General features: G+C 59.7%; 13 protein-coding genes. 5 read left to right on the top strand and 8 right to left on the bottom strand.

All coding sequences use genetic code 11. From position 1 onward, the window contains the following. On the bottom strand, window positions 1-609 hold the full coding sequence (locus tag ACSBQS_RS08215; protein ID WP_033643085.1) for a TetR/AcrR family transcriptional regulator: 609 nt from the start codon (window positions 607-609) through the stop codon (window positions 1-3). 121 nt (window positions 610-730) lie between these two features. Here ACSBQS_RS08215 and ACSBQS_RS08210 point away from each other — a divergent pair, with 121 nt between their 5' ends. Beyond that, on the top strand, window positions 731-2,329 hold the full coding sequence (locus ACSBQS_RS08210; protein WP_332107997.1) for an MFS transporter: 1,599 nt from the start codon (window positions 731-733) through the stop codon (window positions 2,327-2,329). Window positions 2,330-2,331: 2 nt separating this feature from the next. Beyond that, window positions 2,332-3,717 (top strand): MmgE/PrpD family protein, encoded by a 1,386-nt coding sequence (locus ACSBQS_RS08205; RefSeq protein WP_047026107.1) that lies wholly within the window; start codon window positions 2,332-2,334, stop codon window positions 3,715-3,717. A gap of 45 nt (window positions 3,718-3,762) precedes the next feature. Here the strand turns inward: ACSBQS_RS08205 and ACSBQS_RS08200 are convergent, their stop codons facing one another. Further along, a complete protein-coding gene (locus ACSBQS_RS08200; RefSeq protein ID WP_033643082.1) occupies window positions 3,763-4,077 on the bottom strand; it encodes an ArsR/SmtB family transcription factor in 315 nt (104 codons plus the stop codon). 186 nt (window positions 4,078-4,263) lie between these two features. On the opposite strand from ACSBQS_RS08200, the gene ACSBQS_RS08195 reads away from it, so the two are divergent. Together ACSBQS_RS08195 and ACSBQS_RS08190 are read left to right on the top strand one after the other, a co-directional pair. Continuing rightward, window positions 4,264-4,686, top strand: coding sequence for an MAPEG family protein (locus ACSBQS_RS08195; RefSeq protein ID WP_089191758.1), 423 nt, complete (start codon window positions 4,264-4,266; stop codon window positions 4,684-4,686). Further along, window positions 4,683-5,039 carry a thioredoxin family protein gene (locus ACSBQS_RS08190; protein WP_049866680.1) on the top strand — a complete coding sequence of 119 codons (357 nt, stop codon included), beginning with the start codon at window positions 4,683-4,685 and terminating at the stop codon, window positions 5,037-5,039. The genes ACSBQS_RS08195 and ACSBQS_RS08190 overlap by 4 nt, the downstream gene beginning before the upstream one ends. Here the strand turns inward: ACSBQS_RS08190 and ACSBQS_RS08185 are convergent. The 5 genes from ACSBQS_RS08185 to ACSBQS_RS08165 all read right to left on the bottom strand — a co-directional run bounded on the left by ACSBQS_RS08185 (window position 5,020) and on the right by ACSBQS_RS08165 (window position 11,502). After that, window positions 5,020-6,555 carry a phospholipase D family protein gene (locus tag ACSBQS_RS08185; RefSeq protein ID WP_197749830.1) on the bottom strand — a complete coding sequence of 512 codons (1,536 nt, stop codon included), beginning with the start codon at window positions 6,553-6,555 and terminating at the stop codon, window positions 5,020-5,022. The two genes, ACSBQS_RS08190 and ACSBQS_RS08185, sit on opposite strands and share 20 nt — an antisense overlap. An 86-nt stretch (window positions 6,556-6,641) precedes the next feature. Further along, the gene (locus tag ACSBQS_RS08180) at window positions 6,642-7,433 is read right to left on the bottom strand and encodes an AraC family transcriptional regulator (protein ID WP_033650400.1); all 792 of its coding nucleotides are present in this window, start codon (window positions 7,431-7,433) and stop codon (window positions 6,642-6,644) included. Window positions 7,434-7,790: 357 nt separating this feature from the next. Beyond that, window positions 7,791-8,108: a cupin domain-containing protein gene (locus ACSBQS_RS08175; protein ID WP_033643078.1), complete on the bottom strand. Its 318-nt coding sequence runs from the start codon at window positions 8,106-8,108 to the stop codon at window positions 7,791-7,793. 233 nt (window positions 8,109-8,341) lie between these two features. Then, complete coding sequence (locus ACSBQS_RS08170; protein WP_197749829.1) at window positions 8,342-10,312, bottom strand: FAD-dependent oxidoreductase; 1,971 nt, start codon at window positions 10,310-10,312, stop codon at window positions 8,342-8,344. 17 nt (window positions 10,313-10,329) lie between these two features. Then, window positions 10,330-11,502 (bottom strand): MFS transporter, encoded by a 1,173-nt coding sequence (locus ACSBQS_RS08165; RefSeq protein WP_232093913.1) that lies wholly within the window; start codon window positions 11,500-11,502, stop codon window positions 10,330-10,332. 181 nt (window positions 11,503-11,683) lie between these two features. Between ACSBQS_RS08165 and ACSBQS_RS08160 the strand changes: the two genes are divergently transcribed. Next, on the top strand, window positions 11,684-12,553 hold the full coding sequence (locus ACSBQS_RS08160; RefSeq protein WP_434990209.1) for a LysR substrate-binding domain-containing protein: 870 nt from the start codon (window positions 11,684-11,686) through the stop codon (window positions 12,551-12,553). A gap of 90 nt (window positions 12,554-12,643) precedes the next feature. On the opposite strand, the gene ACSBQS_RS08155 is transcribed toward ACSBQS_RS08160, so the two are convergent. Beyond that, window positions 12,644-14,422, bottom strand: coding sequence for a bifunctional diguanylate cyclase/phosphodiesterase (locus tag ACSBQS_RS08155; RefSeq protein ID WP_047026111.1), 1,779 nt, complete (start codon window positions 14,420-14,422; stop codon window positions 12,644-12,646).

Below are 14,422 nucleotides of genomic sequence, written 5' to 3'. Positions count from 1 at the left end.
TCAGCGACATCCCAGCAAACGCATGAATTCCTGCGCCAGCGCAGGCCCCAGCCCTTGGCGGTCGGCGTCGGGGTTGACCATGACGTCATCCACGGCACCATGCATGCCGTGATACATCAAGATGGCGGTCAGATGCGGATTCTCCAGACGCCAGGCGCCCGCCGCTGCGCCATCGTTTAAAATCGTCAGGATCTGCTCCAGCACGGCATCACGATCCTGATTGCCTCGGGTATGATAATGATGATCGTGATACAACGCATCGTGCAGTTCCATGCCTTCAAAATAGGTCGCCACGCCGGCATCACACCAGGCTCTCAGACGCGCCAACCAGTCATCCGGCGCGCATTCATCGATAGCCAGCTGAATTTTCTCGATAAAGTGATTGGTGAAACGTATACGTAAAGCGGACAACATTTCATTTTTGGACGGGAAATAGTGGTAGAAGGTCCCTTTGGCGACGTTGGCGTCGCGGACGATATCGCTGATGGTGGTCGCTTCAAACCCTTTTTCGATAAACAGCTTCTGCGCCGCATCCATCAATTCATCCAAGCGCACTTCCGCCGGTTTGGTTCGAGGCTGTGTTTCTTTCATCTTCTCTTTTGTCTTCATATCAACATCCACTAGGAGTCCAGCGGCCATCGTAACCAATGTTGTTGCCATTGACCAGCCGGCCTATCTCAGTGAAATCAATATTTACGCTCCATTGACCGACGGTCAGTCATAATATAGGATGAGAATAGTTTTCACTATCACCCCCATCTCAATAAGGAGCCCCACTATGTCCGGTATGCGCAGGATTTCGCTCGTTGCCGCCATCTGTCTGGGTACATTTATGGCGTCGCTTGATATCAGCATTGTCAATGTGGCGCTGCCCACGATGCTGGAATCGCTGCAAACCGACATGTCGGGCCTGCAGTGGGTCGTTGACGCCTATGCCCTTTGCCTTTCCGCGTTAATCCTTTCCTCCGGTCCGCTGGGCGACAGATTTGGCCGCAAGCGTATTTGGCTGTACGGCGTTGCATTGTTTACCGTCGGTTCGATCGTTTGCGCATTCGCCTCCTCTCTCGGCATGCTGCTGACGGGCCGGGTGATACAAGGTATCGCCGGCGCAGCCGTTATCCCTGGGGCATTGTCGTTATTGACTCATGCTTTTCCGGAGGAACAGTTGCGCACCCGCGCGATCGGGATCTGGTCTTCGGTCAATGCCCTTTCGCTGGTGATTGGCCCGGTTTTGGGCGGCTTGCTGGTGCATACCACCGGTTGGCCAGGCATATTCTGGATCAACATTCCGGTCGGGATCGTCGCGTTGATATTGGGCGGTTGGGGGCTGCGAGAAAGCTCGCATCCTGAGCACGCGGCGCTTGACCCGCTGGGGCAAGGGTTGAGCATCTTGTGGCTTGGCGCGCTGACCTACGGGCTGATTGCCGCCGGAGAATTCGGTTGGCACAGTGTGCAATCGCGTTTTCCGTTGTACGCCGCCCTGGCGCTGTTTGCGCTGTTTCTCTGGGTGGAAACGCGGGTCAAACGCCCCTTGCTGCAGCTGAGCCTGTTTCGCAACGCCGATTTTAGCGGCTATAACCTCGCCTCTTTTGTACTCGGTTTTTCCGCTTACAGCAGCGTCTTCTTCGTCTCGCTATTCCTGCAACAAGCCCAGGGCTGGAGCCCCGCCGACACCGGTTGGCGCATGGCGCCGGAATTTCTCGCCATGGCGCTGGCCGCTTCCGGTTTTGGCCGCCTGTCCGCCAAACTGAGCGTGAACTCGCTGATGATCGTCGGTTATGGCCTGATGGGCGTTGCCCTGCTGTTGCTGACGCAGCTGCACGCCGATTCGCCTTACGCTCTGGTGGCGCTCTATTTGGCCCTGCTCGGTTTCGGCATGGGGCTGTCCATGCCGGCGACAAGCGCCTTGGTGATGCGCACCGTCGCGCCGCAACGTTCCGGGATGGCGTCGGCAACGATGAACGCGCTGCGACAAACCGGCATGACGCTGGGCATCGCCTTGCTGGGCACGCTGATGAGCATGAAAGCGGTGACCACCTTGACTGCGGCTTTGCAAACGCAAGGCGTGGAACAGGCCGCCGCAATCGCCCGGACGGCGGTCATCGAACAACAGCAAACGGCCGTTGATGCATTGAGCACGAGCCGCATGCAAGCGCTGACGCACAGCGCCTTCGCCAATGGTTTCGGGATCGCCATGCTGTGTGCCGGATTACTCAGCATCGTGATGACCGTGTGGCTGCTGATCATGCTGCATCCGCGTTTCCGTCTGCATCCTCAGGCCGGAAACGCCGTGCTGAACAAGTCACCTGAACGACTGAACGAGGAATGAACATGACAAAATTATCGGTCGACCCGATCGAAGAATTGATCGCTTTCGCTTCGCAGGTAGATGCGTGCATGATTCCCCCCGCCGTCCTGGCATTCCAGTGTAAACGGCTCATGGATAATCTTGGCTGTCTCGCCGCCGGCTACGATCAAAGCGGCGTTGACGCGGCGCTGTCGCTGGCCAGACGCTGGAGCGGCAACGCCGAAGCCAGCATTATCGGCAGCGAAGAGCGGCTCGCCGCGCCGCAGGCGGCGTTTGTCAACGCCGTACGCGCTCGCGCGCTCGATTATTGCGACGTGCTTTCTCCTGGCTGGCACCCCAGCTCCTCGGATATTCCTGTGGCCTTGGCGGCGGCGGAACTGTCGGGCGCTTCCGGCCTCGACACCTTGGCTGCGTTGGCCGTTGGGCAAGACTTCGCTCAACGCATCAACCTCGCCGCGCAGGCGAACGGCTTTTTCTACCGCGGATTCGACTCGAACATCCTCGGCCTGTTTTCCGGCGCAGCGATCGCCGCCCGCCTGTTGCGCCTGGACCCGCACGCCTTTACCGACGCTATCGGCCTGGCGTTCGATTTTGGCATCGGCACCTTCCAACACTATCAGGACAAGACGCTGGCTGTACGTATCAGCCAGGGATTGGTGGCTCGCCATGCGCTGGAAGCGGTTTTAATGGCGCAGGCTGGAATAAGTGGTCCTAAACGCGTCCTGAGCGGCGAGAACGGATTTTTCAATCTCTATGCCCCGGGCGAACCCGATCTGGGATTGCTGACCCACCAATTGGGCTCCGCCTTTCTGGGTGAAGAAGCGACCTGTTTCAAACTCTACCCGCACTGCAGCATTCTGCTGGCGCTGACCGAAGCGCTGTTGAACGACGGCCCGCATCGGCAGTTGTCCGATCCCGCACGGGCGAAGATCACTCTGCATGCCTCGCCGACCATGCGCATGGTCTGCGGCGCGCCATACGAGCCGCAGAAAACGGCCGAAATCGATGCGCAATTCAGCGCGCGTTACATCATCGCCAACGCGCTGCTGCGCGGCCAGGCCAGCGCACGTGAATTCAGCGCGGCTTCAGCGACAGAACCTACGGTCGTTGCTCTGGCGCAGCGTATCGAAGTTCATGAACAACATGCCTTCGATAGGTTTGACCGCTTCGAACTACACATCACGCCGGAGCAGGGTGATACGCTGCGGCTCGAGGCCGAGTTCGGCCGCGGCTGGCCGGAGAATCCGGCCGACATGCAGGATATTCGTGAGAAATTTCTTCACTGCTGTGCGCAATCACCCAGTGAGGGATTACGCCTCAATGCGCGAAAACTGATGGCCTGCATCGAGAATCTGGTCGAAGCGCCGTCGTTACAAGCCTTGTTGGCCGCAACGCGAGAAGTGCGCTAGTCCCGACGCACTTCGCCGGCGTCAAAGCGGCGATCGCCGGCCCCCTCACTTCGGCGCGTAAATCTCTCTGAGCGTGGCGATCACTTTCGCCACGTTTGGGTCATCGATGCGGTAAAACAGGGTTTGCGCTTCGCGTCGGTACGTTACCAGACCTTCATTGCGCATTTTCGCCAGGTGCTGCGACAGCGCCGATTGGCTGAGCGGCACCAACTGTTGTAGCTCCCCCACGGCGATCTCATCGTGTTTCAATAGCAGGCAAAGCACCAGCAAACGGTGTTCGTTGCCTATCGCTTTCAACAGCCTGGCGGCCTCAATCGCCCCTTCATTCAAAAAGGGATCCTGCTTAGCTTTTGCATTCATGGTCAATCACGGCCCCGTCATCATTCAGCCGCATTATAGCGGCTTTCAGGCGCCGGCACAGCATTACATTAGCATCCATTAAATTAGATATTGCTAATTTATATAATTCTAATATAACCTTATATTCAAGCCGAGCGGCTCTCCCTGAGGCCGCAGGCTCTTTCCCAAGACAAGTGAGAATGCGTTATGAATATGCCAACCCTGGTGTTGCTGGCGTTTGCCGGCTGGACATTATTGATTCTATTCGGCACCGTCGGCGTTTATCGCTGGTCCCGAATTTTAACCGGCCGCGCCACGGTCAGCGAATGGCAAGCGAACAAACCGCAGGGCAGCGATGGCTACCAGCGCGCCATTGCGGCGCATCGCAACTGCATTGAAAATTTGCCGGTTTATACCGCCCTCGTTGTGGCGACAGCCGTATTTCAGGTGGAAAGCACGACGCTGAATGTCTTGTCTCTGGTCCTGCTCGGCGCGCGTATGGCGCAGAGTCTGGTTCACATCGGTTTCGAGCAGACGGAGAAAGTCGCCACCTGGCGCTTCGCTTTCTTTTTCACGCAAATCGTCACGATGATTTGGATGGGGATAGAGATCGTCAGGAGCCTGCCATGACGATCACGAACCTGGCAGAGCCCCATGAGGTGACCCGTTTCCTCTATGACGCTGACAAACCCGAGGGGCAGCGGGCCATCCTCTACTTTTCCGCCTCCTGGTGCCGCCCTTGTCAGAATATGCAGGGGATCGTCGAACAGCTGCACCGTCACGCCAACGAGATCGCCTTCGGCCGCATTGACGTCGCGCAGGCGCCGACGGTCGCCCCTGCGTTCGGCATCAAATCCGCGCCCTCCCTCGCCCTGTTTGAGGATGCGCGCCTCATCGCAATCATCGCGGGCGAGATTCCCTTGCAACGGCTGTTACACCGGGTGGCGACGGCCTTCGCCGGCGTTACAGCATCCACTCGATAGGCAGCCAGCCGGCCACGGTAAGAACGATGCGTTTTATCCAGCCGGCACCGGGTTCTTGCAGGTGCACCTCGGTGTGGCCGTCTTCGAAGGCTTCTTTCCACACCATTTTGCCTTCGAGCGTCAATACCGGCCGATAGGCGGCGTATTCGAGCGGGCCATCAAACAGTTGGCGGGTGTCGGCCGCCAGCGACGGGCTATCGATCAAGAATCCCATTTCGCAGTTCAGGTGCGCCGAGCGCGGATCGAAATTGAACGAGCCGATAAACACCCGTTTGTCATCGATGGCGAAGGTTTTAGCATGCAGCGCCGCACCGGACAGCCCCAGCGGCTTGAGTTCCTTGCGCCCCGTCGGTTGCCCGGCGCGCAGCTTCAGCTCGAACAGCTCGACGCCCGCCTGCAGCAGATCACGCCGGTATTTGGCGTAGCCGGCGTGGACCACCAGCACGTCGGTGGTGTTCATTGCGTTGGTCAGCACGCGGATGGATTTTCCCTGTTTGGCAAGCGATTCAAAGAAGGTTGCCCCTTCCCGCCCCGGCACGAAATAGGCGGAGACCAGATCCAATTGCCGGCTGACGCCGCCGATGATCTTGCCCAGCTGCGTCACCATCAAGCGATCGCGCGACGCTTTGCCCAATCCTTTCGCCGGATCGTCGGCCACCAGCTCTACCTGGGTGAATTCCGGCTGCACGGCGCCATCACGAAAGCGCACCGCACTGGTTTCCAGCTGCACCGCCAATTTACGGGCGCGCTCGCTGGTTTCGGTTGCGGCGGCCTGCGTCAGGAATGCCGAGAGGTTGCCCTGGCCCCGGATAATTTGCTCAACGCCGAATACCGAGGCGCTGTTCCAGTAGCGATCGAAGACATCGGCGGTCTCCGCCACCACGCTGCCGACGCTCAACACGTCGAGATCGAGGAAATAGTTCTCGTCGCCGACCTGGAAATACTCATCGCCAATGTTGCGGCCGCCGATGATCGCCACGGCGCCGTCGACGATGTAGGACTTGTTATGCATGCGCCGGTTCATGCGCATAAAGTCGAAGGCGTAACCGGCCAGCTTCGGCGTACGCACGGTAGACGGGTTGAACAGACGGATCTCGACGTTTTTCTGCGCGTTCAGCGCCGCCAGCGTCTCATCCATGGCGACGCCGTTATCGTCCAGCAGCAGCCGCACACGCACGCCGCGTTGGGCCGCGTCATACAGGGTTTTCAGCAGGATCTGCCCGGAGGTGTCGTTATGCCAGATATAGTACTGGGCATCGATCGACCTTTCCGCCATCCGCGCCAACGCCAGGCGGCTGGCGAACGCATCGTGGCCGCTGACCAGCGGCACCACGCCGCTCAGGCCGGGGTGTGCCGCCATCTGTTCGGCGGCCCGCGCCGGCAATAGCGCGGCAGGATCCGCCGGCAATGCCGCCTGCGGCAAACGCTGCGAAATATCCGGCAAACGAAAGATGACTCTTGCCGCAATAATGGCGATCGTCACGGCGATAATCAGATACACGACAATTTTTATCACGGGAAGCGGCCTCGGAGGTTGACTGCTTTGCTTTATACGTCATTAGGTTGCTTCAATCTATAGGAGAAGCGCGCTCTGCAATACGGCTATAGCGTAAAGCGCGAAGGCGAAACGCCAAACAGTTTTTTAAACGCCACCGAATAGGCGCTGTGGCTCTCATAACCGCTTTCGAAAGCGGCGTGTATGATTGAGTGGCCGGCCAACAGCAGCGGAATGGACGACAGCAGCCGCAGACGCTGTTTCCACTGGCCAAAGGTGATGCCGGTTTGTTGAGTAAAGTGACGCTGGAAGGTTTTCGCGCTGATCGACAGTGAATCTGCCCAGATCTCAATGCCGCGATCGTCGGCCGGCGTGATGACCAACTGCCGGCAAATGTCGGCCATTCTCGCTTCCATCGGCCAGGGGAGATGCAGCGCCAGCTGCGGCTGCAGGCTCAGTTCCTCGAGGAACAGCGCTCTGAGCAGCGCGTGGCGTTTGGTTTCCTCGCCCTCGGGTGCCAGCGTCGCCAGTTGGGCGATCAGCTCCCGCAGCAGCGGTGACACCTGCAAAACGCCGTCGCGCAACGGCAACCGCGCGGCGGTGAATTCATCGACAAAAATCCCGTAAACGCAGATATTGCTCTGCATGACCAGCTGATGCTCCACCCCCGGCCGCAGCCAGACTGCGGTGGTTGGCGGCACGATCCAACGCCCGCTGCCCGCCTCGACCGCCATCACTCCCTGTTGCGAATAGAGCAAATGGCAACGTTTATGCGAGTGGAAAGGAACGACAAAGCCTGCCGGATAGTGTTTCACCAGCCCTGTCACCTCGAACGAGGAATTCTCGTGGCTGCTCAGGTTGATGCGTTTCGTTTCGGCGTTGTCGACTTCGAATCCCATGGTCGTTTGTCCCTTTTGATAACGCGAATGTCTTTTATTTGATAGAGAGGCCGCATGATCCTCCATATAGTGACGTTCTCGCAAGCCACACCAGGGGCCTTATGCGAATAAACTCACTATGACACCCACATTTCATCGTTCTGCGTGGTAACGGGGCGATGACATTGTGCATGCGCTGCACAATGGCGGCAACGTTGCGGGGGCGACGGAGGCCGAAAGTGATGGAAAGGGAAAGCGCGGTGGATTGAATCAGGAGGTTTATGCCTAGTCAGCAGGTAGCTTAGCCTGGGGGGCGGCTCAATGCTGAAGGGATAGGGAGAGCGCCTAGGCTCTCCGCTATCCCTTCTTGTCAATACGTCAACGGGCCAGTTCGGCGCCGTCCAGCTCGGAAATCGCCAGACAAATCACTTCCGTTATGGCCTCTACCGTATAGGCGGTATTGGCAGGAATGATTAACATCTCATGAGGTTGCAGCGTCTGATCGTCAACCTTCAGTTCACCGCTCAGCACCATCAGTTTCACCCATCCCGGATGAAAACGCGCCGGTTGTCGGCTGCCCGCATCCAGCTTCAGCAACGCCGTATGGCCCGGCGTCTCCCGTTTCAAAATATGAAAGCGCACCCCATCGTAAGGCATGTTTTCGTAATGCAGTGACGCCAGTGTTCTCTTATGCATGGTAAGTGTCCTCGTGACCTGTGAGTAGCTGCTCCGCCTTCGGTCGCCGTAAAAACGTTTGGCGGCTGTCCCTACCGAAAGCACCGTCTCGCAGCCTCTTGGCGAACGGATTAACTGTCGTGCTTGCAGCGGCCTGTACGGCCACCGCTTCATGCCTAACCTGCCCCAGGCATGCTAATAAATATATAAGAGCCTCGCCAACGGCGCAAAAAACCACTGCAACGTTGAGCGCATTACGGTGTTAATCCGTAGTCGGAAAGATTATCCAGCAGCCCGATCAGAGAGAAGAACAGCGCCGTTTGCCGAGGATCGCGCCAGCCATCGGCAAAGTCCGCCATCAGCCACAGGACTTCGTCGAGAAACAGATGCTCTACCGCCTGATGCCAGCTTTGCACTTCGCCGGCCGTCAACGCGACAGACTCACCGTACCCCGTCAAAAACAGCCGCCATTCCTGTACGGTGAACACGCGGTCGGGCGCCGAGTCCAGTGCGTTGTGGAACAGCAGCAGGACCAGCGCCAGATCGAACACGCGCGGCAAAAACAGCGCGTTATCGGGGTCGATCAGCACTGGCCTATCCTGCGCGACATAAATCAGATTATCGGCTTTAAAGTCATAGGGCGTTTCCACGCAAGGGAGATCCTGTGCGCTAAGCGCCGTCTGCCGCCCGGCAATCTGCAGCATACGCGTTTTTAGCGCCTCGATGTCGAGCGTCAGCCCCTGGCTTGCCGCATGACTGGCGATCTCGGCCAGATCCGCTGAGATATCGTCTTCAGTCAGTGCATACTCGTCATAAACCGCCAGCCCGGCGTTATTGTCTGCCGAAGATAACGCGTGGATCCTTCCCAACAGCCTGCCCGCCGCGATAATCTGCTCATCGCGGCCCGCATATTTTTCTCCCGCCACAAAGGGATAAACCACCCACATACTGCCCGCTATCTCTTGCGGACAGGCCGTCGGCGCCACGACGTCAACGCCCTGACGACGCAACGCGGTGAGATACGCCGCCAGCGCCTGGGCTTCGCCCGACGTCGGACGGGTGCGCTTCAGGACGTGCTCCCCTATCTTATAAACCGGCGCATAGGGATAAAGACTGAGCGGCGGCTGCGCGGTATCCAGCGCGAACCGACCGGCAATCGCGATGATATCCCCCCCTTCACCCCCATCATCAATAAATCGCGCCGGGCGGTAACCGTGAGGAATGGCGGGATTAACGCCGTGCAACAGCTCGTCGCTGACCAGCCGACCCAACGTCGGAGCGCACATCACGGCCGGATGCATCACCGCCACATAGAGACAGGTGACGCCCAGCGGCCCGAGGATGGGATAACCGTCGCGCGGCCTGGGGCGCAGCCTCACCGAACACGCCTGCAGTTGCAATGGCGCCGAGCCGTGCAGGCGGTTTTGAATCGCCGATCGCGCGTCCTCTTCCACGCGTTTGACATCGCCGCCCGCGGGATAATCCTCCGCCGCGAGCAGATCGCCATTTTGCGCATGACGCACTTCGATGTCGTCGCCCGCAATCAGCGTGTTCACCGCCTGCGCCGCCGCGTGATAGCGCAACAAAATTGCCGGCGACGCCTCGATCGGCAACGAGAATTCGCTGCCGTCCAGCAGCGCCGAGATCCCCGTACCGCAGGCGAGCACTACCCGTTCGGCGGCGATCGCGCCCTCCTCGGTAACGATGCCGGTTATCTGACCACCGGCCTCGCGCAGAAATCCGCTGACCGCACGTCCCAGAAGCAACTCGCCGCCCAACGCGCCTACCCGTTCGAGCAGCCGCTGTGTCACTTCTTGCGGATCGACCGCGCCATCGCGCGCCGCAAAATAGGCCTGGCTATCGAGCAGCCCGAGCGCCGGCTCCAGCGCCATCACCTCGGCGGAGGACAGACGCCGATTGTCGGGGTTTTGCGTCGCCGGCGCCTGACCATAGCTGAGCGCGCCGGACCAATTCACCCACAATTCCGGGATCTCCTGCGTCAGCCGCACCCAGTCAGCCACGATCTCGCGCCGCAGAAACGCGTCGGGAGCGCCCTCTGGCACGCCTTCGCTGATCCAGCCGAACGAGCTGCCTGTGGCCCCCGCCGCGGGATGCGCCTGCTCAACGACGATAACGCGCTGCCCCTGACGCGCGAGATGATAGGCGATCGATGCCCCGACAATCCCGGCGCCCACGATAACAATGCGTGATGATGTTCCATTCATTTAATGATGTCCGTACCTCATTTCAAATGTTGTCGCCAAAGCAAGCAGGCCGCCAGACAGGCTACCCCGCCGCCGCAGGCCAATACGGCATAAGACGCGCCCCAACTGTGGGTGGTATCCATCACCACGCCAAAGGAGAAAGGGGCGAACGAACCGATGCCGAACCCCAGCAACGATCGCCAGCCCATCACGCTGCCGAGCTGTTGCGGCGGTACGTTGTCCGCCATCGCGGCCGACAGCACGCCGGAGTCGCCGAGAATAAAGAAACTGCCGATGCTGACGAGCAGCAGCGTCCAGCCCGGCCCCCAGTTCGCCGACCCTCCCATCAGCAGCGAACCCAATGCGCCGGCGGCGCCCATAAACATCAGCACCGACGCGCGATTGAAATAGTCGGAAACGGTGCCGACAATCAGCGTGGCGATCATGCCGGCCAGGTGGATCACCGCCGCGACGATCAATCCGGCGCTGAGCGGATCCAGAGAGAAACCGCTCAACGCCTCGCTGACCAGGCTGGGCGCCCAGGCCCAGTTGCCGAGCAGTTCCCAGCTGTGGGCGATATACCCGATCAGCAACAGCAGGGTCGCATAGGTGATAGCATAGCTCTCACGCTTCGTCTTCCTCCCCAGCGTGCGCGGCTGCGGTTCCCGATAACCGACCAGGGCCAACGATCCCGCCAACGCTCCCAGTAACGCACCGGCGGCGCACAGAGAAAACGCCACGCCGGCGCCCCAGCGCATGGCGCTCCAACCGGCGATGAAAACCGACAGAAAATACCCCAACGAACTGGCCGCCAGCACCATGCCGATGGCATAACCGCGCCGCGCCGGACCGTTCATCCCCATCGCCAACAGCAGCGCCGGCGTATAAGCCCCGCCCTGCGTCAAACCGACGAAGGCCATCAACACCAACGCGCTGAGATAAGAATGGGCAAATACGGCGAACAGCATCAACGCAGCGGCGCCCAGCCAGGAGAACAGCAGATAAACCCGGCGGGCGCCCAACGAATCACACCACCAGGAGGCCACCAGCAACGCCAGGGCGTTGGTCAGGCTGAACACCGCCTGCACCGTGCCGGCCGAAGCGGCGTCGAGCTGCCACTCGCTCCTGATGGTCGGCAGCGCGCCGGCGAACATCATGGTGCCCAGACACAGACCCGCCCGGCTCACGCAAAGCAGATAAAAAGCCCGCATTTCAGCGCCGCCTCCCTGCCAACCGCAGGGGGAGAATAACGCCATTAACACGCATGACCGATAGCCAAAAGATCCGCATCATAAACTCAGCAATCAGAAGGAGATGCCTCATCATAGTGAGCAAAATCAAAGGCTGACAAACGATCTTTCTTCCCCCATTTGGTTGAGCTAGACTCAACCTATGAAAAAAATCCACTCCCTGCCGCACCTGTCCGCTTTCGAAGCCGCCGCCCGTCTCGGCAGCTTCAGCGCCGCTGCGGATGAGCTGTTTCTCACCACCGGCGCGGTCAGCCGCCATATTCGCAGTCTCGAAGCACAGCTGAGGATCACGCTGTTTTATCGCGGACACAAATCCGTGCGGCTGACGCAGGCCGGTGAGAACTTTTCCCGCACCGCGTCCCGGGTCATCGGCGAACTGTTTGCTGCAGAGAGCGCGCTGAAAGCGAGCGCCGGCCAGCAGCGGCTGGTGGTGCACAGCCTGCCGACGTTCACCATGCACTGGCTGATGCCGAAGCTGGCGGCATTCAATGAGCGTCATCCGGGCGTCGCGATTGATATCACCACCGGCATCGGCGCCGTCGATCGCAATACGCCGTTTGACGTGGCGATCCGACGCGATCCCGCGCACTTCTCCGGGCTGAAAGCGATCCCTTTCCTGCAGGAAGACAGCCTGCTGGTCTGCAGCCAGAGCTATCTGCACGCCAGACCGGTCATTGCGCCGGACACGCTTGGCGAGCATACCGCCATCCGCATCCGCGCCCGGGAAGATTTGTGGCGCAGCTGGCTGAATGCTTATCCGACGGCGCTGGACGCTTCGCCGCCGCCGCTCACGCTCGATCATACCTTCGCCGCCATTCAGGCGGCCGAAGACGGCCTGGGGCTGGCCGTCGTGCCTTATTTGTTCTGCGCCAAACCCCTGTCGTCCGGCCGACTGGTGTCGCCTTTCCCGACGCTGACCATCCGAACCGGCGTCTATTCTCTGCTGCTGCGCGACCGGGACGATGACGTCGTGAGAACATTCGCCGCCTGGCTGCGCACTTACCAGGCCTGACCGGGTGACGACATTGACGGACAGTCATGGCCTGCGCCTGGGTGAGAATCGCCGGCGATTTCCGGTTGGCGCGCCATGAGCGGCGTTGCCTCAGGCATTTCGCCGCTGCTGCCCGTGAATGTCGACGAGCGCGCACAGCTTTTCCAACGTCACCGCCGGTGAAAAATAGAAGCCCTGTACGACATCGCACCGATACTCGGTCAGGTAGTGGAGCGACTCCAGGTCTTCCACCCCTTCCGCCAAGACTTCATAGTTGAGTTTATGCAGCATATCGATGATGCTTTGCACGATGATGCGGCTGTCCGCATCGCTCTTCAGCAGTCTTATCAGGGAGGCGTCCAGTTTGACGACGTCGGCGGGGATATGGCGCAGATAGTTTAAATTGCTGTAGCCGGCGCCGAAATCATCCAGTGCGATGCGATGCCCGTTGGCCTTGAGCGCATGCAGACAGGCCAACGCCGCGCTGCTTTCCTGAATGCGTTGCGACTCCAGGCACTCTATCTCAATGTCCCCCGCCTGCAGCCCGCGCCGGGTGATGGCTTCATTCAACCGCGCCGCAAAGTGCCGCTCAGCCAGATTGCCGGCCGTCACGTTGATCGAGATGGGAAACGCGATCCCCGCTTCACGCATCAACAACAACTGTTCAATCGACTGCGCGATGACAAACTCGGTCAACGGTTTGATCAGCGAGGTATTTTCCACCAGCGGAATGAACTCCCCCGTCGGGATCGCCCCCCAACGTTCATGCCGCCAACGCAGCAATGCTTCCGCGCCGACGATCCTGCCGCTCGCCAAATCAATCTGCGGTTGGTATTCCAAAAATAGCCCGCGATTATCTTCCTTCAGGCTCTGCGCCAACTCATTAAAAATATTGAAATTATGCTTGCGCGCCGCATCCTTCGGCTCGCTATAGAGGGAGACGGCTCGCCCCTCGTCGATCGAATCATGCAGCGCGCTGGTCGCCTGGCGCAAAATCTCGGGAGGATCGGCATGCGGCGCGGAAAACAACGCATAACCGGCATTAAGCTCCAGGCGCAGCGGCACGGCGCCTCTCACTTCGTGATGCAAACGGTCGGCGCAACGCAACAGATCGCGCTTCGCCTGCAGCATGTGCTGCGCCTCGATAATGACGGCGAAACGTCCGGGCGCGATGCTGTACAGCATGCGCTCACTGAGAAACGTCTCTTTCAGGAAATGGCTGATATCCCCCAGCAGTAACTCTACCGTAGACAGGCCGAAGGAACGCGCCATCTCGTAGGCGTATTGGATATCTATCGTATCGAACAGCAATAACGCGTATTTGCCCGTGTCCGGTAAATTGCCGAGTTCACCCATCAGCCGCTGTCGATTGGGCAAGCGAGTGATGGCATCGACCAGGCCGACCTCACTCTGCGCTTCAATCAGCTCGCCGACGATGGTGGCCATGCTGCGCAGCAGTTCGACCTGACGGCGAGTCAGATGCTTTGGCTGCGAACCCACGAGGCAGAACGCGCCGATCGTATAGCCTTCGCGGGTGCACAGCGGGATGGCGGCGCAGTGGCGGATCGCCGCGGCGCCGTTGACCATGGGATCCGAGGCAAAGCGTTCATCCGCATGGGTGTCCGGACAAATCAACGCCTCGCCGCTCAGACGAACGAAATTGAACAAGGGGCTGACGAAATCGATCTCCTCGAACCCGACGTCAATGTGCTCGCGGATCCAAATCTTGCGCGTTCCGTGCAGGTAAATGAGGCAACCCTCGGCCTGTAACAGCTTGCGGGTGATCGTCAGCACCTGATGGATCGCGTCGTCATGGCCGGCGCCCAACCCCGCCAGCGCATCGATGGCCGCCAGGCGCTCGTCTTCGTTCTTACTGAGATGTCGTAACAT

The sequence above is a fragment of the Serratia sp. H402Y genome, assembly GCF_051172415.1.
GTDB lineage: Bacteria > Pseudomonadota > Gammaproteobacteria > Enterobacterales > Enterobacteriaceae > Serratia > Serratia ureilytica.
This window is presented reverse-complemented; position numbering and strand designations above follow the sequence as displayed.